General features: G+C 64.6%; 21 protein-coding genes. 12 read left to right on the top strand and 9 right to left on the bottom strand.

Features of this window, described 5'->3' with window-relative positions:
- Positions 1 to 217 precede the first annotated feature (217 nt).
- Together fabV and MKK04_RS22430 are read left to right on the top strand one after the other, a co-directional pair.
- A complete protein-coding gene (fabV, locus tag MKK04_RS22435; RefSeq protein ID WP_087503177.1) occupies positions 218 to 1429 on the top strand; it encodes an enoyl-ACP reductase FabV in 1212 nt (403 codons plus the stop codon).
- Positions 1430 to 1596: 167 nt separating this feature from the next.
- Positions 1597 to 2505, top strand: coding sequence for an alpha/beta hydrolase family protein (locus tag MKK04_RS22430; protein ID WP_241105994.1), 909 nt, complete (start codon positions 1597 to 1599; stop codon positions 2503 to 2505).
- 44 nt (positions 2506 to 2549) lie between these two features.
- Here MKK04_RS22430 and MKK04_RS22425 read toward each other — a convergent pair whose 3' ends face one another.
- Genes MKK04_RS22425 through MKK04_RS22410 form a run of 4 tightly spaced genes read right to left on the bottom strand, consistent with a single transcriptional unit; the run spans position 2550 to position 4521 of the window.
- The gene (locus MKK04_RS22425) at positions 2550 to 2891 is read right to left on the bottom strand and encodes a HopJ type III effector protein (protein ID WP_207836460.1); all 342 of its coding nucleotides are present in this window, start codon (positions 2889 to 2891) and stop codon (positions 2550 to 2552) included.
- Positions 2884 to 3180, bottom strand: a complete 297-nt coding sequence (locus MKK04_RS22420; protein WP_003260708.1) for a DUF1244 domain-containing protein — start codon at positions 3178 to 3180, stop codon at positions 2884 to 2886. Before MKK04_RS22420 ends, MKK04_RS22425 begins: the two co-directional genes overlap by 8 nt.
- 9 nt (positions 3181 to 3189) lie before the next feature.
- On the bottom strand, positions 3190 to 3927 hold the full coding sequence (gene folM, locus MKK04_RS22415; protein ID WP_063913386.1) for a dihydromonapterin reductase: 738 nt from the start codon (positions 3925 to 3927) through the stop codon (positions 3190 to 3192).
- 33 nt (positions 3928 to 3960) lie between these two features.
- Positions 3961 to 4521, bottom strand: a complete 561-nt coding sequence (locus MKK04_RS22410) for an antibiotic biosynthesis monooxygenase (RefSeq protein ID WP_087503172.1) — start codon at positions 4519 to 4521, stop codon at positions 3961 to 3963.
- A 219-nt stretch (positions 4522 to 4740) separates the two neighbouring features.
- On the opposite strand from MKK04_RS22410, the gene MKK04_RS22405 reads away from it, so the two are divergent.
- Positions 4741 to 5676, top strand: a complete 936-nt coding sequence (locus MKK04_RS22405) for a MerR family transcriptional regulator (protein ID WP_207836459.1) — start codon at positions 4741 to 4743, stop codon at positions 5674 to 5676.
- Here the strand turns inward: MKK04_RS22405 and MKK04_RS22400 are convergent.
- Positions 5661 to 6278 carry a hypothetical protein gene (locus tag MKK04_RS22400; RefSeq protein ID WP_207836457.1) on the bottom strand — a complete coding sequence of 206 codons (618 nt, stop codon included), beginning with the start codon at positions 6276 to 6278 and terminating at the stop codon, positions 5661 to 5663. The genes MKK04_RS22405 and MKK04_RS22400 overlap by 16 nt on opposite strands.
- Before the next feature lie 59 nt (positions 6279 to 6337).
- Entirely contained in the window at positions 6338 to 6766 is a 429-nt protein-coding gene (locus tag MKK04_RS22395) for a PAS domain S-box protein (RefSeq protein WP_207836446.1), read from the bottom strand.
- A 127-nt stretch (positions 6767 to 6893) separates the two neighbouring features.
- On the opposite strand from MKK04_RS22395, the gene MKK04_RS22390 reads away from it, so the two are divergent.
- Entirely contained in the window at positions 6894 to 7349 is a 456-nt protein-coding gene (locus tag MKK04_RS22390) for a flavodoxin (protein ID WP_241105993.1), read from the top strand.
- A gap of 127 nt (positions 7350 to 7476) precedes the next feature.
- Here MKK04_RS22390 and MKK04_RS22385 read toward each other — a convergent pair whose 3' ends face one another.
- Complete coding sequence (locus MKK04_RS22385; protein ID WP_241105992.1) at positions 7477 to 8373, bottom strand: LysR family transcriptional regulator; 897 nt, start codon at positions 8371 to 8373, stop codon at positions 7477 to 7479.
- A gap of 96 nt (positions 8374 to 8469) precedes the next feature.
- On the opposite strand from MKK04_RS22385, the gene MKK04_RS22380 reads away from it, so the two are divergent.
- The 4 genes from MKK04_RS22380 to MKK04_RS22365 all read left to right on the top strand — a co-directional run bounded on the left by MKK04_RS22380 (position 8470) and on the right by MKK04_RS22365 (position 11669).
- The gene (locus tag MKK04_RS22380; protein WP_207836417.1) at positions 8470 to 8856 is read left to right on the top strand and encodes a CidA/LrgA family protein; all 387 of its coding nucleotides are present in this window, start codon (positions 8470 to 8472) and stop codon (positions 8854 to 8856) included.
- Positions 8846 to 9532 carry an LrgB family protein gene (locus MKK04_RS22375; RefSeq protein ID WP_024087732.1) on the top strand — a complete coding sequence of 229 codons (687 nt, stop codon included), beginning with the start codon at positions 8846 to 8848 and terminating at the stop codon, positions 9530 to 9532. Before MKK04_RS22380 ends, MKK04_RS22375 begins: the two co-directional genes overlap by 11 nt.
- Positions 9533 to 9708: 176 nt before the next feature.
- Positions 9709 to 10614, top strand: a complete 906-nt coding sequence (locus tag MKK04_RS22370) for an alpha/beta fold hydrolase (protein ID WP_207836415.1) — start codon at positions 9709 to 9711, stop codon at positions 10612 to 10614.
- A gap of 140 nt (positions 10615 to 10754) precedes the next feature.
- Positions 10755 to 11669 (top strand): SDR family oxidoreductase, encoded by a 915-nt coding sequence (locus MKK04_RS22365; RefSeq protein WP_207836413.1) that lies wholly within the window; start codon positions 10755 to 10757, stop codon positions 11667 to 11669.
- A gap of 353 nt (positions 11670 to 12022) precedes the next feature.
- Here MKK04_RS22365 and MKK04_RS22360 read toward each other — a convergent pair whose 3' ends face one another.
- Positions 12023 to 12805 carry an IclR family transcriptional regulator gene (locus MKK04_RS22360; RefSeq protein ID WP_241105991.1) on the bottom strand — a complete coding sequence of 261 codons (783 nt, stop codon included), beginning with the start codon at positions 12803 to 12805 and terminating at the stop codon, positions 12023 to 12025.
- Positions 12806 to 12979: 174 nt separating this feature from the next.
- Here MKK04_RS22360 and hmgA point away from each other — a divergent pair, with 174 nt between their 5' ends.
- Genes hmgA through maiA form a run of 3 tightly spaced genes read left to right on the top strand, consistent with a single transcriptional unit; the run spans position 12980 to position 16221 of the window.
- A complete protein-coding gene (hmgA, locus tag MKK04_RS22355; RefSeq protein WP_207836411.1) occupies positions 12980 to 14281 on the top strand; it encodes a homogentisate 1,2-dioxygenase in 1302 nt (433 codons plus the stop codon).
- Positions 14282 to 14283: 2 nt separating this feature from the next.
- Positions 14284 to 15576: a fumarylacetoacetase gene (fahA, locus tag MKK04_RS22350; protein WP_207836409.1), complete on the top strand. Its 1293-nt coding sequence runs from the start codon at positions 14284 to 14286 to the stop codon at positions 15574 to 15576.
- Between the two features lie 12 nt (positions 15577 to 15588).
- Positions 15589 to 16221, top strand: a complete 633-nt coding sequence (gene maiA, locus MKK04_RS22345; protein WP_207836406.1) for a maleylacetoacetate isomerase — start codon at positions 15589 to 15591, stop codon at positions 16219 to 16221.
- Here the strand turns inward: maiA and MKK04_RS22340 are convergent.
- The gene (locus MKK04_RS22340) at positions 16215 to 17021 is read right to left on the bottom strand and encodes a SirB1 family protein (RefSeq protein WP_207836398.1); all 807 of its coding nucleotides are present in this window, start codon (positions 17019 to 17021) and stop codon (positions 16215 to 16217) included. The two genes, maiA and MKK04_RS22340, sit on opposite strands and share 7 nt — an antisense overlap.
- A 124-nt stretch (positions 17022 to 17145) precedes the next feature.
- Here MKK04_RS22340 and MKK04_RS22335 point away from each other — a divergent pair, with 124 nt between their 5' ends.
- Entirely contained in the window at positions 17146 to 18165 is a 1020-nt protein-coding gene (locus MKK04_RS22335) for a Leu/Phe/Val dehydrogenase (protein WP_207836396.1), read from the top strand.
- The last annotated feature ends 167 nt before the right edge of the window (positions 18166 to 18332 follow it).

Below are 18332 nucleotides of genomic sequence, written 5' to 3'. Positions count from 1 at the left end.
GCTCCCACAGGTATTGCGCAGCCCAAAGGATTTGCGCGGTTCCTGTGGGGGCGGGTTCAGCCGCGAAGAGGACGGCGAAGGAAAACCTCGGTTTTGCATCCCCAAGATCACCCCGTAATATGTGTCGGATAACCTGCGGGGGTAGTCTCACCCTCTGATCAATCGGAATCGCCCATGGCGGCGCTTCCCCCGGCATAAACCTGACGAGGTACAGACATTGGCCATCATTCATCCTAAGGTCCGCGGTTTCATCTGCACCACGACTCACCCGAAGGGCTGCGAGCTCAACGTCCGTGACCAGATCGAAGCCACCCGCAAGCTGGGCGTGCGCGAGGATGGCCCGAAGAAGGTCCTGGTCATCGGTGCTTCCAGCGGCTACGGCCTGGCAGCCCGCATCACCGCGGCGTTCGGCTTCAAGGCCGACACCCTGGGCGTGTTCTTCGAAAAGCCAGGCACCGAGACCAAGGCCGGCACCGCTGGCTGGTACAACGCTGCCGCCTTCGACAAGTTCGCCAAGGCCGAAGGCCTGTACAGCAAGTCGATCAATGGTGACGCCTTCTCCGACGAAGCCCGCGCCAAGGTCATCGAGCTGATCAAGAACGAAATGGGCGGCAAGGTCGACCTGGTCATCTACTCGCTGGCCTCGCCGGTGCGCAAGCTGCCGCAGACCGGTGAACTGGTGCGTTCGGCCCTGAAACCGATCGGCCAGCCGTACAAGTCGACCGCCATCGACACCAACAAGGACACCATCATCGAGGCCAGCATCGAGCCGGCTACCGAGCAGGAAATCGCCGACACCGTCACCGTCATGGGTGGCCAGGACTGGCAGCTGTGGATCGACGCCCTGGCTGGCGCCAACGTGCTGGCCGAAGGCGCCCGCACCGTGGCCTTCAGCTACATCGGCACCGAAATCACCTGGCCGATCTACTGGCACGGTGCGCTGGGCCAGGCCAAGCAGGACCTGGACGAAACCGCCCTGCGCCTGGACAAGAAACTGGCCGGCGAAATCAAGGGCGGCGCCAACGTGGCGGTGCTGAAGTCGGTGGTTACCCAGGCCAGCTCGGCCATCCCGGTGATGCCGCTGTACCTGTCGATGGTGTTCAAGATCATGCAGGAGAAGGGTGTTCACGAAGGCACCCAGGACCAGCTGGACCGCATGTACCGTGACCGCATGTACCGTGCCGACGGCGCGCCGGCCGAGGTCGACGAGAAAGGCCGCCTGCGCCTGGACGACTGGGAACTGCGTGATGACGTGCAGGATGCCTGCAAGGCCCTGTGGCCACAGGTGACCACCGAGAACCTGTTCGAGCTGACCGACTATGCCGGTTACAAGAAGCAGTTCCTCAACCTGTTCGGCTTCGAGCGCGCTGACGTCAACTACGACGAAGACGTGGCTACCGATGTGAAGTTCGACTGCATCGAGCTGTAATCGGCTTTAGCCTGTACCGGCCTCTTCGCGGGTAAACCCGCTCCCACAGGCATCTCACCAAGCCTGAAGGGAGTGGGGAACCTGTGGGAGCGGGTTTACCCGCGAAGAGGCCGGTACAGGCTATAAAATCTTTGCTAGCTTTGGCGCACGACAACAGGGAATGTGCCATGAGCAGCCTCACCCAGCCCGCCACTGCCTTTCGCCACACCGCAGCCGACGGTTACAGCCTCGGCGGCTTCCGCTGGCGCCACGCCCGACCTGACCCCCAGCGCCCGCTGGTGATCATCAACGCTGCCACCTCGGTACGCTGCCGCTACTACTCGCGTTTCGCCGACTACCTGTTCGCCCAGGGTTGCGATGTGCTGACCTACGACTACCGTGGCATCGGCGAATCCCGGCCGGCCTCGCTGCGCGGCTTCCAGGCTTCCTGGAGCGACTGGGGCCGGCTGGATTTCGAAGCCATGCTGGTGCACGCCGCAGAACATTTCCCCGGCCAGCCGGTGGACGTGGTGGGGCACAGTTTTGGCGGCTGCGCAGTGGGGCTGGCACCGTCGGCGAGCAAGGTACGCCGGGTGGTGATGGTCGGCGCGCAATTCGCCTACTGGCGCGATTACGCGGCCGACCAGCGCTGGCAACTGTTCGGCAAGTGGCATGTGGTCATGCCGCTGCTCACCCGGGTGTTCGGTTATTTTCCCGGCAAGCGCCTGGGTTGGCTGGAGGACACGCCATCCGGCGTGGTGCACGACTGGACCACCCGTACCCCACGCTATGAGCACCGACCCAGCGGGCGTACGCTGGAGGCACTACCGTTCGCCCAGGTGCGGGCGGCAACGCTGGCCATCAGCCTGACCGATGACCCCTTTGGTACCGTGGCGGCGACCGAGCGTTTGCTGGGTTATTTGCAGGGCGGCGAACGCCAGCACCTGCGCATTGCGCCTGTGGATATCTCGGTCGATGAAATTGGCCATTTCGCGTTTTTCCATGACCGGTTTCGCGAAAGCCTGTGGCCGGTGGCCTTGCAGTGGTTGCAGCAGGGTGGGTTGGCGGGTGGGGTGCCGGGAACCATCATGGATTGATGGTGGGGTGGAAAATCTGGGGCCGCAAAGCGGCCCCGGCTATCTCAAGCCTTGCGCGCAAGCGGCAGCTCGGCAAACTTGACGCCCGCCAGCCCATGCTTGATCAGCGCGCGGATATTGCCATGGTCGCTGCCCTCGGGCGTGGCCACCACGTCACGGTAGTGTTCGCCAAAGGCCAGCAGTGCTTCCTGGTCACTCAGCCCTTCCAGCAGCGCCAGCCCCAGGGTCTTGCAGGAACCTTCGTTCTGCCCGGCCGCATTCGCCACGCCGCCATTGTCGAAGGCCTGAGGCTGGTAGTTGTAGTTGTCGGCAATGAACGCCAGGGTGTCGGCAAACACGTGTTGGCCGCTGGCCAGGCTGGCGCGCAGGGTGTTCAGGTCAGTCACGGGGTTTTCCTTTTTCGAACGCCGCCTGTTGGTCGGCGCTGGCTTCTTTCTGGTATTGGGCTTTCCACTCGGCGTAGGGCATGCCGTACACCGCTTCGCGGGCGTCATCCAGGCTCAGGTCGAGCTGGCGCTCGTCAGCCGCGGCCTTGTACCACTTGGACAGGCAGTTGCGGCAGAAGCCGGACAGGTTCATCAGGTCGATATTCTGCACGTCGGTGCGCTTTTGCAGGTGTTCGACCAGGCGCCGGAACGCGGCGGCCTCGAGTTCGAGCTGTTGCTGTGGGGTCATGGGCTTCTCTCAGGTCATGCGGTTCTTCAGGTGGCGGCCACCGTTGATGACCACCTGGCTGCCGGTGCTGTACTGGCTGGCGAGCAGGTACTTGACCGTTTCGATCAGCGGGCCGGCGCCGGGTTCGAACTCCAGCAGGGCCTTTTTCAGGGTTTGCTGGCGGTAGGCTTCGTCACCCCCTTCCTTGAGGATCAGCAGCCCGGGCAGGATACCGTTCACATGCACCTTGGGCGCATATTTTTCGGCGAACGACAGCACCATGTTCTGCAACGCGGCCTTGGTCGCGGCATAGCCGATGTGGCTTTTGCTGCCGCGCGATGAGGTTTCGTCGCAAATGTGGATGATGTCGGCCTTTTCCACCTTGGCCAGCAGGTCGCCCAGGGCCAGGTTGAGGTGGTAGGGCGCTTCGACGTGCAGGCGGAACATGGTCTCGAGGTTGTCGAGGCCATCGTCGAGCCACAGCGAGGCGTTGTGGATGATGGCGCGCAGGCCGTCGTAATGGTTGTGCAGGTAGTCGATCAGGGCCTGGCGGTCGGCCGCCTGGCACAGGTCGGCCTGGAACTGCACGATGTTCGGGTGGGCCGCCTGTGGCTGGACGCTGCGGCTGGCACTGACCACCGTATGGCCGGCCTGTGCCAGTTCAAGGGCCAGGGCCAGCCCGACGCGCTGGCTGGCTCCGGTAACGAGAATGGGGCTGTTCATGTTCGGGGCGGTCAACTTGTCTGTCCTTTGGTTGCCGCCCAGCATACCCGAACTGTCTACCGCGTGTACGGCCTGGCCTCAGCGGCTGCGCAGGGCGCCAGCAGTGGCCGGGGAGGCATGCAGCCAGCCGGCCAGCAGGCGGGTGGACAGGGGGATGAACAGGTAGACCATCACCGGTGTCAGGCCCAGGGTGCTGAGCAGTACCCGAGGCACCAGGTCCAGTGCTGCCAGCCAGTGGCCGAACACCAGGTTGAACACCAGTGAAACCGGGAAGAAGGCCAGCCAGATGGCCACGGCCTGCTTCCAACGCGGCGGTTTTTGCACCATATTGGTGCCAAACCAGTCGTCGATGCCGCTCACGCGCGCCTCTTTGGGGCGTTCGAACAGGCCGTTGCCGCGTTGCAACCAGGCTCGGCGCGAGGCGGAATGCTCCCAGGCATGCAGGGTCGGTTCGTCGCTGAAGCGGAAGATGATCTGGAACTCGTCGCTATCGCGGGGTGGCGCGAGGATGCCCGAGCCAAGGTAGCCGGGGAAGTCGGTGGCCAGCTGTTCGCCTTCATGCAGCCAGGCCAGCAGGTCCTGGTAGCGGCCATGGGCGGCGCGGCGCGACACCATCAGGGTGACGGGTGGGGTAGACATCGTGTATCTCCTGGCAACGGGGCTGGCGGGTAACCGGCCCCTTTGGCTGCGTGGCCCGGGGTGTTGGGCGACGCAGGCATACATGCAAGAATCGGGCGCGGATTATCGCCCATGTGCGATGCTCGGTAACTGTCAGCTGGCAAACGGTCGCGGCCCAGCGTCTGGTATTGTCGTAGTAAACTAGGTGTTCAACTTGCGCACACAGGGTACCCCGTGCAGATGAACGAACAGGGACGTAGTCCGGTAATCGATGCGGGCCTCGCGCAGCAGGACCTGTTTCCGATCCGTGAAGTTTCCCGCCTGACCGGCGTCAACGCCGTGACCTTGCGTGCCTGGGAGCGCCGCCATGGCCTGATCCAGCCAACTCGCACCGACAGTGGCCACCGCCTGTATTCCCAGGCCGACATCGATGACATCCGCCGCATCCTTGGCTGGCTGGAGCGTGGTGTGGCGGTGAGCAAGGTCGCCAGCATCCTCGCGCGCGGCCATGCCCTGGCCGGGCAGGCAGGTGGCGCGACGGACACCTGGGTGCGCTGGCAGCAGCAGATTCGCCAGGCGCTGCAATGTTTTGACGTGGCCGGCCTGGACCGCCTGTTCGACGAGGTGTTTGCCGCCTGCACCCTGGACCAGGTATTCAGCGAAGTGTTCATGCCGGTATGGCATGACCTGGCGGTCGGGAAAGGTGGCTACGGGCAGGTCAGCGAGTGGTTGTTCCTCGATCAGTTCCTGCGTGGCCGGGTGTTAGCCCGCTTGCAACTTGCCCGTGCACCGCGCAGCCGCAGGGTGCTGCTGGCGCCGTTGCCGGGGCAGTGCCACGAGCTGGAATTGCTGGTGACCAGCCTGACTCTGGGCAGCGATGAAGTTGGCGTGACGCCACTGGCGAGCGGGCAGCCGCTGGCGGAACTGGCACTGGTCTGCGAGCGCTTGAAGCCGGATGCCCTGGTGCTGTTTTCCCACCAGTCGCCCACGATGGAACTCACCCGGCGCCTGACGCGCCTGGTGGCAGGGCTGGAGTGCCCGTTGTTACTGGCGGGTGAAGCGGCGGAACTGGCACAGGACAGCCTGGCTGGCAGCCCGATCGCCTGCCTGGGCGCGCAGGGCAGCGTGATGCGCCAGCGTTTGCGGCAGTTTCTGGCCGGTCAGCTCGATACCTGAGTGTGAAGCTCGGGGTGGGCGCGGCGATGGGCCTGGAGGATATAGTCGCGCAGGCGTTCGATCTCTTCGGTGGGGCTTTGGCTAAGGTCGTAGGCGGCCAGGTCCTGGCCGATGCGCCGGCCCAGCACGCCATGCAGTTCGATGGGAGGGATGCCGCCAGGGGCAAAGCGCAGTTCGAAGCGGGCTGGTGCCGCTGGCAGGCCACGGACTTCCAGCAATGTACCCTTGAACGAGATATCGCGAACCCACAGGCCGCTTTCCTGCCCATGGGTATCGAGCAGTGCACTCGGCTGCTCCATCGACAGGCGCCAGGGGCGCAGCATGGGGCCGTCCTCGTAGATTTCCGGTGAGCCCAGTTGCAGGTGCAGGGCGTGGAACTCGTCCTCCACCAGTTGCAGCGGGAAGCTGATCTGCTGGTTGTTGAACTGGGCCTGCAAGGTTACCTGCTCGTTGGCCACCAGGCGGGTGAGCAAGCTCTGAATGCGGCGGTCGCCATTGACCAGCAGGCTCGACATGGGGTCAGCCAGGTTCAACTGTGGCGAATGCTGCATGTTCTGTATGAAATCCAGTTCGTCCTGGGTCAGGAGCGCTTCTGCTTGCATGATCGAACTCGGTGGTGGCGATTTCTTCAACGGAATTGACCGTGCGTGACGTACTTGGTTCAGGCGCGTTCGTCGGGTTTCGGACGAACGCGCAGTTCGGCCAGTTCCCGCTCCAGTTCGACCTGGCGAGTGACGTCTTTCTGGATACCGATGAAGTAGGTGCGCTGTTCAGCGTCGTGCCTTACCGGGGTGATCGACAGCTCGTTCCAGAAGGCGCTGCCATCCTTGCGGTAGTTGCGCAGCACTTCGCGGCACGGGCGGCCTTCGGCCAGGGCCTTGCGGATGCGGGCGCGGCCAAGCTGGTCACGGTCGTCGGCCTGCAGGAAGCGGCAATCCTGGTAGAGGATTTCGTCACGGCTGTAGCCGGTCAGGCGTTCGAAGGCGGCGTTCACGTAGATGAGGATGGTGTCGTCGCCTTCCTGTTCGGCGACCACGATGCCGTCATTGGACGCATCGACCATGGATTGCAGCAGTTGCGCGTTGATCATGTTCGGGCCATTGAGTAAACAAGGGTGCGAAGCAGGCTGAGGATGGTGACTTTGGTAGAGGCGGCCTTTTGCCAGCGCCGGATGCTAGTATCCTACGTTTTCACTCAGTTTCGGAATCCTCTACCCGATGAAAGTCGCCATTATTTCCGGATCGGTCTACGGCACCGCCGAAGAAGTCGCCCGTCACGCTGAAACGCTGCTCAAGGCTGCGGGCCTGGAGGCCTGGCATGCGGCGCGCGCTACCTTGCAGGACCTTGAAGGTTTTGCCCCCGATGCCTTGCTGACTGTGACCTCGACCACAGGCATGGGCGAGCTGCCGGACAACCTCATGCCGTTGTACAGCAGCATTCGCGATACCCTGCCCGCGGCCTGGCGTGGCCTGCCGGGTGCGGTGATTGCGCTGGGCGACTCCAGCTATGGCGATACCTATTGTGGTGGTGGCGAGCAGATGCGCGAGCTGTTCGCCGAACTGGGCGTGCGGGAAGTGCAACCGATGCTGCGCCTGGATGCCAGCGAGACGGTGACCCCGGAGGCGGATGCAGAGCCTTGGTTGGCTGAGTTGGTGAGTACACTTAAAGCCTGACGGTTATTTTTCGCCTGTACCGGCCGCTTCGCGGGTGAACCCGCTCCCACAGGTACTGCACAGATTTCAGCGGCTGTGGTGTTCCTGTGGGAGCGGTTTTACCCGCGAAGAGGCCAGCAAGGGCAACTCATTCCTTGCTGTCGAGCACCGGCCACTCGTTCACCAACGCCAACCACGCCTGCGCCGCCCGTGACAGGTACGCCCCACGCCGCCAGATGAACGCGATATCCCAACGCAAATCCTCTGGCGAGCGCAGCGGCAAACGCACCACCCCGGGGCGTTCCAGCGCTTTCGCCACCACACGGGGCAGCAACACCACGCCCTGGCCCGCCGCCACCAGCGCCGCGAGGAAGTCCGCCTGGCCACTGCGCCCGCCTTCTTTCGGGGTGAAACCCTGCTGCTGGCACGCCTTCAGCAATCGGTCATTGAGCACGAAGCTGCGCTGGTAAAGCAGGAACGGGGTATCGGCCAGCTGCTGCAGGTCCACCCTGTCCTCGCCCGCCAGCGCGTGGCCGACCGGCAGCAGGGCGTCCAGCGGTTCGTTGCAGAACGGCTGGTAGTCGAACGCCTCGTCACTGGGCGTCAGGCTACCACCCAGTTCCAGTTCGCCACTCCTGACCGCCTGTTCGATGTTGCGGCTGCCGCCTTCGAGCAACTGGATCGCGATGTTCGGGTGACGCCGCCGATACTCGGCGAACAACCCGGCGAACAGTGCGTCGCTGCCCAGCATCGGCAAGCCCAGGCGCAGTTCGCCGCGGCCCATCTGGCTGAGGTCGTCCAGTTCGCTGAGCAGCGCCTGACGTTGGCGCAGCAAGGCTTCGCCTCGCTCCAGCACAATGCGTCCGGCAGCGGTCAGGTGTAGCTGCGAGGCCTGGCGCTCCAGCAGCGGATGGCCCACATCTTGCTCCAGCTGGGCCACCTGTTTGCTCACTGCCGACTGGCTGATGTGCAGGGTCTGCGCCGCCTGGGTGAAACCGCCGCGGTGGACCACTTCGATAAAGCTGCGCAGCTGTTTGAATTCCATGATCGCAATTCCATTCTGGAATGGTGTTCAGTCTAACAATTCGCTTCTGGCCTAGGCAGCCGAATCTTAAAATGAGGGCCTGTCGAGGATCCCCCCATGAAACCTGCGTTATTGAAAAAAGCCCTGCGCCTGCTTGTCGAGCTGGCGATCCTCTGTGCCCTGTTCCTGCTCGGCGGCCAGCTTGCCACCTGGCTGGGCTGGCCGATTCCCGGCGGCGTGATGGGCCTGGCACTGCTGCTGTTGCTGTTCGCCTCGGGTGTGCTCAAGCCGGCCATGCTGCAACTGGGCGCCGGCTGGCTGATGGCTGAGATGCTGTTGTTCTTCATCCCGGCGCTGATGAGCCTGCTCGATTACGGCGCCCTGATCCGTGCTGAGGGCTGGCGCATCTTGCTGGTGATCGCCGTGAGCACCCTGATGGTAATGGTGGTGACCGCGTTGACCGTGGAACTGGTGTGCCGCTGGAGGTTGCGCCATGAGCCTTGAACCCATGCCGCTGTTCTGGCTGGCCCTGACCTTGCTGGCCTACCTGGGCAGCCGCTGGTTGTACCGGCGCAGCGGGCGCTACCTGCTGTCGCCGCTGATCCTGGTGCCGGTACTGTTGCTGGCGGTGGCCGTGCCGCTGCACACCGCCTATGCCGAGTACGCCCGCAACACCCACTGGCTGATGAGTGTGCTTGGCCCGGTGACCGTGGCCTTCGCGGTGCCGATCTGGCAGCAACGGGCCATGCTGGCGCGCCACTGGCCGGCACTGATGGTGGGCATGGTCGCTGGCAGCAGTGCTTCGATCGCCAGTTCCTGGGGGTTGGCTCATATGTTGGCGCTGGACAGTGCGACCAGCCTGTCGCTGGTGCCGCGTTCGATCACCACGCCCTTTGCCATGCCATTGGCCCATGACCTGGGTGGCGTACCGGAACTGACGGCGGTGTTCGTGATGTTCACTGGTGTGCTGGGTGCCATGTTCGGCGGCGTGCTGCTGCGCTGGTTGCCGTTGCGCACGCCGCTGGCACGGGGCGCGCTGTTTGGTGTCGGCGCCCATGGCGCCGGGGTCAGCCGGGCACAGGAGGTGGGCCGCGAGGAAGGCTCGGTGGCCGGCCTGGTCATGGTCCTGACCGGGCTGCTCAACCTGTTCGCGGCACCGCTGCTGGCCATGCTGCTCTGACCGTTCGTGCCACTGACTCGCCAAGTCATCAAGCTGGCTGGCAACGCAAGTTCCAGCCCATGGGCTGCTGGCTAGACTCAGCCTCGACATAGAGAGCACATGTAAGTGCCGAGGTGACATGCAATGACCGCAGCCTTGCTCTATTCCGCCAACACCACTTCACCGGGACCGTTCTGATGCCTATGGCCGAAATTCCATTGTGCGTCTGGCGTACCCGGGGACAGAGTTTCGATTTCCGGGGCCAGAGCATCCGCTACTGGACCGCAGGGCAAGGAGAGCCCCTGCTTCTGTTGCACGGTTTCCCCACCGCCAGTTGGGATTGGCACTACCTGTGGGGGCCTCTGGCCCAGCGCTTCCGGGTTATCGCCTGCGACATGCTTGGCTTTGGCGATTCGGCCAAACCGGTCGATCACGTCTACAGCCTGATGGAGCAGGCCGACCTGCAGCAGGCCTTGCTCGCCGAGCTGAGGGTCGACCAGCCGGTGCATCTGCTGGCCCACGATTACGGCGGCAGTGTGGCCCAGGAACTGCTGGCGCGGCATCATGAACAGCGCGCCAGTATTGCCAGCTGCGCGTTCCTCAACAGCGGGCTGTTCCCCGAAAGCTGCCGCATGCTGCTGATCCAGAAGCTGCTGCTCAGCCGCCTGGGCTGGCTGGTAGGGCGCTCGTTCGGGCGCGACGACCTGGTGCGCAACGTGACCCAGGTCTACGGCCCTTGCTCCCACCCCAGTGAAAGCGTGCTGGATGACTTCTGGAGCCTGATCACCGCCAACCGTGGCACGCGCATCCTGCACAAGCTGGTGGGATACGTGCCGGAGCGCAGGTTGCACCGCGACCGCTGGGTTGGCGCGATGCAGCATGAAGGCGTGCCGCTGCGCTTCATCAATGGCATGGTCGACCCGCTGTCCGGCGCGCACATGGTGGAGCGCTACCGGCAACTGGTGCCGGAGCCGGACACCGTACAGTTGCAGGGCATCGGCCATTACCCGCATACCGAAGCGCCGGTGCAGGTGCTGCGCCATTACCTGGCCTTTCGTGAACAACCGCCGAGCTATCACCAGCAGAAAGTGGCGTGGTACTGACAGGGCCTCATCGCCGGCAAGCCGGCCCCATAACCATCGCGCTGCGTTATTGCCAGGCATTCAGCCTGCGTGAGCTTGATTGTTCACCCGCCGCTGGCGGCGGACACTCGGCTGACCTGAATCTGCCTGGAGCCATGAGCATGAGCGAGCCTGTCCGTCTGCAAGATCGCGTGGTGATCGTCACCGGAGCCGGCGGCGGCCTGGGCCGCGCCCATGCGCTGCTGTTTGCTGCGCGTGGCGCCCGGGTAGTGGTCAACGACCTCGGCGGCTCCACCCATGGTGAAGGTGCCAGCGCCTCCGCCGCCGACCGGGTGGTAGAGGAGATTCGTGCAGCCGGTGGCCATGCCATTGCCAACCATGATTCGGTCAGCCACGGCGCGCGTATTGTCGAGCAGGCCCTGGACAGCTTCGGCCGGGTCGATGTGCTGGTGAACAATGCCGGCATCCTGCGTGACAAGACCTTCCACAAGATGGAGGACAGCGACTGGGAGCAGGTCTACCAGGTGCATGTCGAGGGGGCTTACAAGGTCACCCGCGCCGCCTGGCCGCACATGCGCGAGCAGAACTGGGGGCGGGTGATCTTCACCGCTTCCACGTCCGGCATCTACGGCAACTTCGGCCAGGCCAACTACGGCATGGCCAAGCTGGGCCTGTATGGGCTGACGCGTACTTTGGCAATCGAAGGGCGCAAGCATGGCATCCTGGTCAATGCCATCGCTCCCACGGGTGGCACCCGCATGACCGAAGGGCTGATCCCGCCCCAGGTGTTCGAGCGGCTCAAGCCTGAGCTGGTCAGCCCACTGGTGGTGTACCTGGGCAGCGAACAGTGCCAGGGCAGCGGTGAGCTGTTCGAAGTGGGCGGCGGCTGGGTGGGCAAGGTGCGGTGGGAGCGCAGCTTGGGGGTAGGCTTCGATCCGCGTGAAGGCTTTACCCCGGAGCAGGTGGCGGAGAACTGGGCACGGATTGGCGACTTCGACGGGGCGGTGCACCCTCAGGACAGCTTGCAGGCGTTGCAGCAGATGATGGCGAACTTGCAGAAGTATCCGCTGGGCTGAGCTTTGTACTACCTGTGCTGGCCTCTTCGCGGGTAAACCCGCTCCCACAGGTACACCACAAGCCTCTGGGGTCTGTGCAATACCTGTGGGAGCGGGTTTACCCGCGAAGAGGCCAGCACAGGCGAAAAATTTTTCAGGGCAGATAAAAAAGGCCGCTGCAAGCCGCAGCGGCCAATCGAGACGTCAGATCAAGGAGCTTCAAAATCTACGTCGGTGAACCTCGCAGGCCTGAAAGGCGGGGGGGAGAGCCCTTCATGCCGGCCAGTGAGTTAAGAATAAGCGCCTGATCCTGTAGGAAAAATAGCCGCTTATGACATTCACCTTTACGTATCGGGCAATAGTGCCGCAGGCGCTCAACCTGCGGGCGAATAGCCCATGCGCCAGCTGGTTTCCCGCGCTGCCGCCAGCAGCCGTTGCGCCGCCGGGCCATGCTCGTCGGCATGGAAGATCGACGTAGGCCCGACCACGGTCATCACCGCAGCGATCTGCCCCATGGCATTGAACACCGGTGCCGACAGCGCATCCACGCCCGGCATCAACAGCCCGTGTACATGGTGCAGGCCACGTTCACGAATGCCCGCCAGTACCGCCTGGTAGTCGGCGGCGCTGTTCTGCAGGGCGGCCAGTTCCCGGTCACGCAACTCCACGGTCTCGCGCTCGGGCAGGTAGGCGGCGAACACCAGCCCGGTAGACGACGTGAGCAGCGGCAGTACCGAGCCGATCTGCGTTACCACGGTGACCGCGCGCACTGCCGGCTCGATGCTGACCACTGTCGCGCCCTGGTTGCCCCATACGGCAACGAAGCAGCTTTCGTTCAGTTCATCGCGCAGTTGCGACAATGGCAGCGCGGCAATCTTCAGCACATCGATGCTGCCCAGCGCCGCCAGCCCTACCCGCAGTGCCTCGCGCCCCAGGCCGTAATGGTTGGTGGCCGCATCCTGCTCGGCAAAACCGCTGGCGATCAATGCCTGCAGGTAACGGTGCACCTTGCTCGCCGGCATCTGCACATGTTCTGCCAGGCGCGACAGGGAGGTGGACGGAGAGAGCTCGGCAAGGGCCTTGAGGATGTCGGTGCCGACCTCCGCCGAGCGGACTTTCTGCTTGCCGTTGTCGGCGGGGGAGCTGGCTTTGGCCATGGACATCTTCTTCCGGATTCTTCGAGTCGCGCCTTTATAGCTTGACGCATTGTCCGTAGCAAATTACGTTATTCGTAATCTGATTACGATAAAAACAATGCAGACGCGCTGCCACCCCGCCCCGGGCCAGCAGCCAGCTGCCAGCAACGGCTCGGCCAGAGCCCGGAGGCATCGATGAATCGCGATACGTCACCCGACCTTCACTACCTCAGCGGCTTCGGCAACGAGTTTGCCAGCGAAGCGCTGCCGGGGGCCTTGCCGGTCGGGCAGAATTCGCCGCAGAAGGCGCCCTATGGGCTGTATGCCGAGTTGCTCTCGGGCACGGCGTTCACCATGACCCGCAGCGAGCAGCGCCGCACCTGGCTGTACCGTATTCGCCCGTCTGCCTTGCACCCGCGTTTCGAGCGCCTGGCGCGCCAGCCGCTGACCGGCCCGCTGGGGGCCATCACCCCCAACCGCCTGCGCTGGAACCCCCAGCCGATCCCCGCCGAGCCGACCGACTTCATCGAAGGCTGGCTGCCCATGGTGGCCAACGCCGCCGCGCAAAAACCGGCCGGCGTGAGCATCTACATCTACCGCGCCAACCGCTCAATGGAGCGGGTGTTCTTCAACGCCGACGGTGAGCTGCTGCTGGTGCCGGAACAGGGCCGCCTGCGCATCGCCACCGAACTGGGGGTGATGGAGGTCGAGCCGCTGGAAATTGCGGTGATCCCGCGTGGCATGAAGTTCCGCGTCGAACTGCTCGACGGCCAGGCCCGTGGCTACATTGCCGAAAACCACGGCGCGCCGCTGCGCATCCCGGACCTGGGCCCGATCGGCAGCAACGGTCTGGCCAACCCGCGCGACTTCCTCACCCCGGTGGCGCACTACGAAGAGGCCGATGGCCCGGTGCAACTGGTGCAGAAGTTTCTTGGCGAACACTGGGCCTGCGAACTGCAGCACTCGCCACTGGACGTGGTCGCCTGGCACGGCAGCAACGTGCCGTACAAGTACGACCTGCGCCGCTTCAACACCATCGGCACGGTCAGCTTCGACCACCCGGACCCGTCGATCTTCACCGTGCTGACCTCGCCGACCAGCGTGCATGGCCTGGCCAACATGGACTTCGTGATCTTCCCGCCACGCTGGATGGTGGCCGAAAACACCTTCCGTCCACCATGGTTCCACCGCAACCTGATGAACGAGTTCATGGGCCTGATCAACGGTGCCTACGACGCCAAGGCCGAGGGCTTCGTGCCGGGCGGTGCCTCGCTGCACGGGGTGATGAGCGCCCATGGCCCCGACGCCGAAACCTGCGAAAAGGCTATTGCCGCCGACCTGGCGCCGCACAAGATCGACAACACCATGGCCTTCATGTTCGAGACCAGCCAAGTGCTGCGCCCGAGCCTGCAAGCCCTTGAATGCCCGCAGTTGCAGGCCGACTACGATAGTTGCTGGGCCACCTTGCCGAGCACCTTCAACCCGAACCGGAGATAACCATGAACCAGACCGCCATTGCCCGTAGCTGGGTCGAGCACGCCAACGGGCACAGCGACTTCCCGCTGCAGAACCTGCCGTTGGGCATCTTCAGCCGGCCGGGTGAAGCCAGGCGCTGTGGCGTGGCCATCGGCGACGCGATCCTCGACCTGGAGGCGGTGCTTGCCGCCGGCCTGTTCGACGGTGCCGCCAAGGCCGCCGTCGAGGCCACCCGTGGTGGGGCGTTGAACGCATTCTTCGCCCTCGGCCGCGGTGCCCGTGTTGCCCTGCGCGAGCGCCTGCTGGTGCTGCTGGGCGAGCACAGCGAACACCAGGCGGCGCTGCAGGCTGCACTGTATCCGGCCAGCGCTTGCCAGCTGCATGTACCGGCGCAGATCGGTGACTACACCGACTTCTACGTGGGCATCGAGCACGCCAAGAACGTGGGCAAGCTGTTCCGCCCCGACAACCCGCTGCTGCCCAACTACAAGTACGTGCCGATCGGTTATCACGGCCGCGCCTCGACCATTCGCCCGTCCGGCACCGATGTACGCCGGCCCAAGGGCCAGACCCTGCCGGCCGGGCACACCGAGCCGAGCTTCGGCCCCTGCGCGCGCCTGGACTATGAACTGGAACTGGGCATCTGGATCGGTCAGGGCAATGACATGGGCCAGGCGATTCCGGTAGGCGATGCCGCCGAGCACGTGGCCGGCCTGTGCCTGCTCAACGACTGGTCGGCGCGCGATATCCAGGCCTGGGAATACCAGCCGCTGGGCCCGTTCCTGTCCAAGAGTTTCATCACCACCGTCTCGCCCTGGGTGGTCACCGCCGAAGCGCTGGAGCCGTTCCGCTGTGCCCAGCCGGCACGCCCGGAAGGCGACCCGCAGCCACTGTCGTATCTGCTGGACAAGCGCGACCAGGCCGCCGGTGCATACGATATCGAGCTGGAGGTGCTGCTGCTGACCGAGCGCATGCGCGAGCAGGGCCTTGCCCCGCACCGCCTGACCTTGAGCAACACCCGCAGCATGTACTGGACCGTGGCGCAGTTGGTCGCGCACCACAGCGTCAACGGCTGCCAGCTGCAACCGGGCGACCTGTTCGGTTCGGGCACGCTGTCGGGCGCCACGCCAGGTTCGTTCGGCAGCCTGCTGGAGATCACCGAAGGCGGCAAGCACCCGGTGGAGCTGGCCAGCGGCGAGGTGCGCAAGTTCCTCGAAGACGGCGACGAGATCATCCTGCGTGCCCGCTGTGCGCGTGATGGTGTGGCCAGCATCGGCTTCGGCGAATGCCGTGGCACGGTCATCGCGGCCAACTGAGGAGGCAGGGGCATGGAGCTGTACACCTATTACCGTTCCACCTCGTCCTACCGGGTGCGCATTGCCCTGGCACTGAAGGGGCTGGCCTACCAGTCCCTGCCGGTCAACCTGCTGCAGGGTGAGCAGCGTGGTGCAGGCTATGTCGCCGTCAACCCGCAGGGCCGCGTGCCGGCCTTGCGCACTGACGGCGGTGAGCTGCTGGTGCAGTCGCCGGCGATCATCGAGTACCTGGAAGAGGTTTATCCACAGCCCGCGCTGCTGCCTGCCACGGCCGAGGCGCGCGCCAAGGTGCGGGGAGTGGCGGCGATCATCGGCTGCGACATCCATCCATTGCACAACGTCAGCGTGCTCAACCGGCTGCGTCAGGCCGGCCAGGACGAGAGCCAGGTCAACCAGTGGATCGGCCACTGGATCAGCCAGGGGCTGGCGGCAGTGGAGCAACTGATTGGCGATCACGGCTTCTGCTTCGGTGATGAGCCGGGCCTGGCGGATGTCTACCTGATCCCGCAGTTGTACGCGGCCGAACGCTTCAACATCGACCTCGACAGCTTCCCGCGCATCCTGCGGGTTGCCGCCCTGGCGGCCGGTCACCCGGCGTTCGCCCAGGCCCACCCCGCACAGCAGCCGGACAGCCCGGCTCAGTGAATGGAACGGTTCGCCGCCGGAAGCTTGCCGATACGTTCGGACAGCTTCAGGCGCTGGACCGGGTCTTCCGTCAGCAGTAACGCATGCTCCAGGTCGAAGCGCTCGGCCTGCGGGCAATCCAGGTGCTGGTAGAGCGAGGCACGGGTCACGTAGTCGCTGACCTGTACCGGCCCCAGTTGCATGACTCGCTCGGCATCGATCAGCGCCGCCAGGTGGTCGTCGTTGCTCATGTGCAACTGGCGCAGGTTGCGCGAAAGGCGTTGCAGCATCTGCTGCGGGCTGGCGCTGCGCATGTGCTCGGCAGTCAGCGCTACCTGCGGGCCGAACTGGCGCGCCAGCAGCTCACGGCAATCGTTAGGGTACAGGCGCCGGCCACCACAGGGGTCGAGCAGGTGATCGGCACCTGGTACGCGCAGCAGGAAATGGCCGGGGAAGCCGACGCCCTCAAGGGGGATGGAGAGGCGCCAGGCCAGTTCCAGGGCGAGGATGGCCAGGGTCAGCGGTTGGCCACGGCGGCGCTGCAGCACCTTGTCCATCATCGCGGCATGCGGGCGCAGCGGGTGGTATTCATCCTGCTGGAAGCCCAGGGCAGTGAGTTGGCGCAGCAGTGGCTGGGCCAGTTCGCACAGCGGCAGCATCGGCAGGTTGGCGCTGATCTCGCGCTGCAGGTCATGCAGCTTGGCAAGGCTGGCCGCGGGCTCGACGCTGGGGTCGTGCTCGGCGGCAATCCACAATGCGGCTTCCAGCAGGGCGACGGGCTCGCGTTCCAGGCAGGCCAGGCAGGCTTGACGTGGCTTCATGGGGCTTCTCCACACACGCTTGAGTATTAGCCGCGGCGCGCGGTTTCGTCCAGTGGTCCGGCGGCGGCGCCAGCCCAAGGGCCGTGCCTATACTGGAAGGAGCACCTCGTAGGGGAGCCTGTCGATGTTCGCGCTGATGCAAAGCACCCGTACCCAGTCGTTGCACTTGTTCACCCACCCGCCCACCGGCCTGAAGGCCGTGGTGGTGATCCACAGCGAGCAGCTGGGCCCGGCCATGGGCGGCTGCCGCTACCTGCCTTACGCCGATGATGAAAGCGCCATGACCGACGCCATTCGCCTGGCCCAGGGCATGAGCTACAAGGCGGCGCTGGCCGGCCTGCCACTGGGGGGCGGCAAGGCGGTGATCATGCGCAACCCGCATGTGGAAAACCGTGCTGCGCTGTTCGAGGCCTTTGGCCGCTTCATCGACACCTTGCAAGGGCGCTTCATCATCGCCGTGGACAGTGGCACCTCGACCCTGGACATGGACTGCATTGCCCAGAGTACTCCGCATGTGACCAGCACCACGGCCTCGGGTGACCCCTCACCGCATGCGGCGATGGGGGTTTTTGCCGGCATTCGTGCGACCACTTCGTTCCGCCTTGGCAGTGATGACCTGCAAGGGCTGCGGGTGGCGGTGCAAGGGCTGGGCAATGTCGGTTATGCGCTGGCGGAGCAACTGCATGCGGCGGGTGCGGACCTGCTGGTGAGTGATCTGGACCCTGGGCGGGTGCGGCTGGCGGTGGAGCAGTTCAATGCCCATCCGGTGACCAACGATGCGTTGATCAGCACCCCTTGCGACATCTTTGCCCCTTGCGGCGTGGGGCCGGTGTTGAACGGGCAGAGCGTGATGCAGTTGCGTTGCGCGGCAGTGGCGGGGGCGGCGAACAACCAGTTGACCACCTTGCAGGTAGCCGACCAGCTGGAGTCGCGCGGGATACTGTATGCACCCGACTACGTGATCAATGCCGGTGGGTTGATCTATGTGGCGCTCAAGCATCGTGGCGAAGACCTGGGCACCATCACTGCGCACCTGGCGCGGATACCTTCGCGGCTGACCGAAGTGTTTGGCCATGCGCAGGCAGAGAAGCGCTCGCCGGCACGGGTGGCGCAGATGCTGGCGGAGCGGTTGCTCTACGGCTGAAGGTTGATACCGGCTTTGCTGGCCTCTTCGCGGGCACGCCCGCTCTCATGGAGTTGCACATAACTCATTGAATTAGCAGGGACTCTGTGGGAGCGGCTTTAGCCGCGAACACCGGCGCAGCCGGTGCCATGCACCGCGTTGGATTCTTCGCGGCTAAAGCCGCTCCC

The sequence above is a fragment of the Pseudomonas sp. LS.1a genome (assembly GCF_022533585.1).
GTDB lineage: Bacteria > Pseudomonadota > Gammaproteobacteria > Pseudomonadales > Pseudomonadaceae > Aquipseudomonas.
The sequence above is the reverse complement of the archived record's forward strand: the minus strand, read 5'-3'. Positions and strand labels throughout refer to the sequence as shown.

Coding starts and splice junctions, on each gene's coding strand:
- MKK04_RS22430 (WP_241105994.1), top strand. CDS start 1,597: ATGAGCAGCCTCACCCAGCCCGCCACTGCCTTTCGCCACACCGCAGCC.
- MKK04_RS22420 (WP_003260708.1), bottom strand. CDS start 3,180: ATGACCCCACAGCAACAGCTCGAACTCGAGGCCGCCGCGTTCCGGCGC.
- folM (WP_063913386.1), bottom strand. CDS start 3,927: ATGCTGGGCGGCAACCAAAGGACAGACAAGTTGACCGCCCCGAACATG.
- MKK04_RS22410 (WP_087503172.1), bottom strand. CDS start 4,521: ATGTCTACCCCACCCGTCACCCTGATGGTGTCGCGCCGCGCCGCCCAT.
- MKK04_RS22405 (WP_207836459.1), top strand. CDS start 4,741: ATGAACGAACAGGGACGTAGTCCGGTAATCGATGCGGGCCTCGCGCAG.
- MKK04_RS22400 (WP_207836457.1), bottom strand. CDS start 6,278: ATGCAAGCAGAAGCGCTCCTGACCCAGGACGAACTGGATTTCATACAG.
- MKK04_RS22395 (WP_207836446.1), bottom strand. CDS start 6,766: ATGATCAACGCGCAACTGCTGCAATCCATGGTCGATGCGTCCAATGAC.
- MKK04_RS22390 (WP_241105993.1), top strand. CDS start 6,894: ATGAAAGTCGCCATTATTTCCGGATCGGTCTACGGCACCGCCGAAGAA.
- MKK04_RS22385 (WP_241105992.1), bottom strand. CDS start 8,373: ATGGAATTCAAACAGCTGCGCAGCTTTATCGAAGTGGTCCACCGCGGC.
- MKK04_RS22380 (WP_207836417.1), top strand. CDS start 8,470: ATGAAACCTGCGTTATTGAAAAAAGCCCTGCGCCTGCTTGTCGAGCTG.
- MKK04_RS22375 (WP_024087732.1), top strand. CDS start 8,846: ATGAGCCTTGAACCCATGCCGCTGTTCTGGCTGGCCCTGACCTTGCTG.
- MKK04_RS22370 (WP_207836415.1), top strand. CDS start 9,709: ATGCCTATGGCCGAAATTCCATTGTGCGTCTGGCGTACCCGGGGACAG.
- MKK04_RS22365 (WP_207836413.1), top strand. CDS start 10,755: ATGAGCGAGCCTGTCCGTCTGCAAGATCGCGTGGTGATCGTCACCGGA.
- MKK04_RS22360 (WP_241105991.1), bottom strand. CDS start 12,805: ATGGCCAAAGCCAGCTCCCCCGCCGACAACGGCAAGCAGAAAGTCCGC.
- hmgA (WP_207836411.1), top strand. CDS start 12,980: ATGAATCGCGATACGTCACCCGACCTTCACTACCTCAGCGGCTTCGGC.
- fahA (WP_207836409.1), top strand. CDS start 14,284: ATGAACCAGACCGCCATTGCCCGTAGCTGGGTCGAGCACGCCAACGGG.
- maiA (WP_207836406.1), top strand. CDS start 15,589: ATGGAGCTGTACACCTATTACCGTTCCACCTCGTCCTACCGGGTGCGC.
- MKK04_RS22340 (WP_207836398.1), bottom strand. CDS start 17,021: ATGAAGCCACGTCAAGCCTGCCTGGCCTGCCTGGAACGCGAGCCCGTC.
- MKK04_RS22335 (WP_207836396.1), top strand. CDS start 17,146: ATGTTCGCGCTGATGCAAAGCACCCGTACCCAGTCGTTGCACTTGTTC.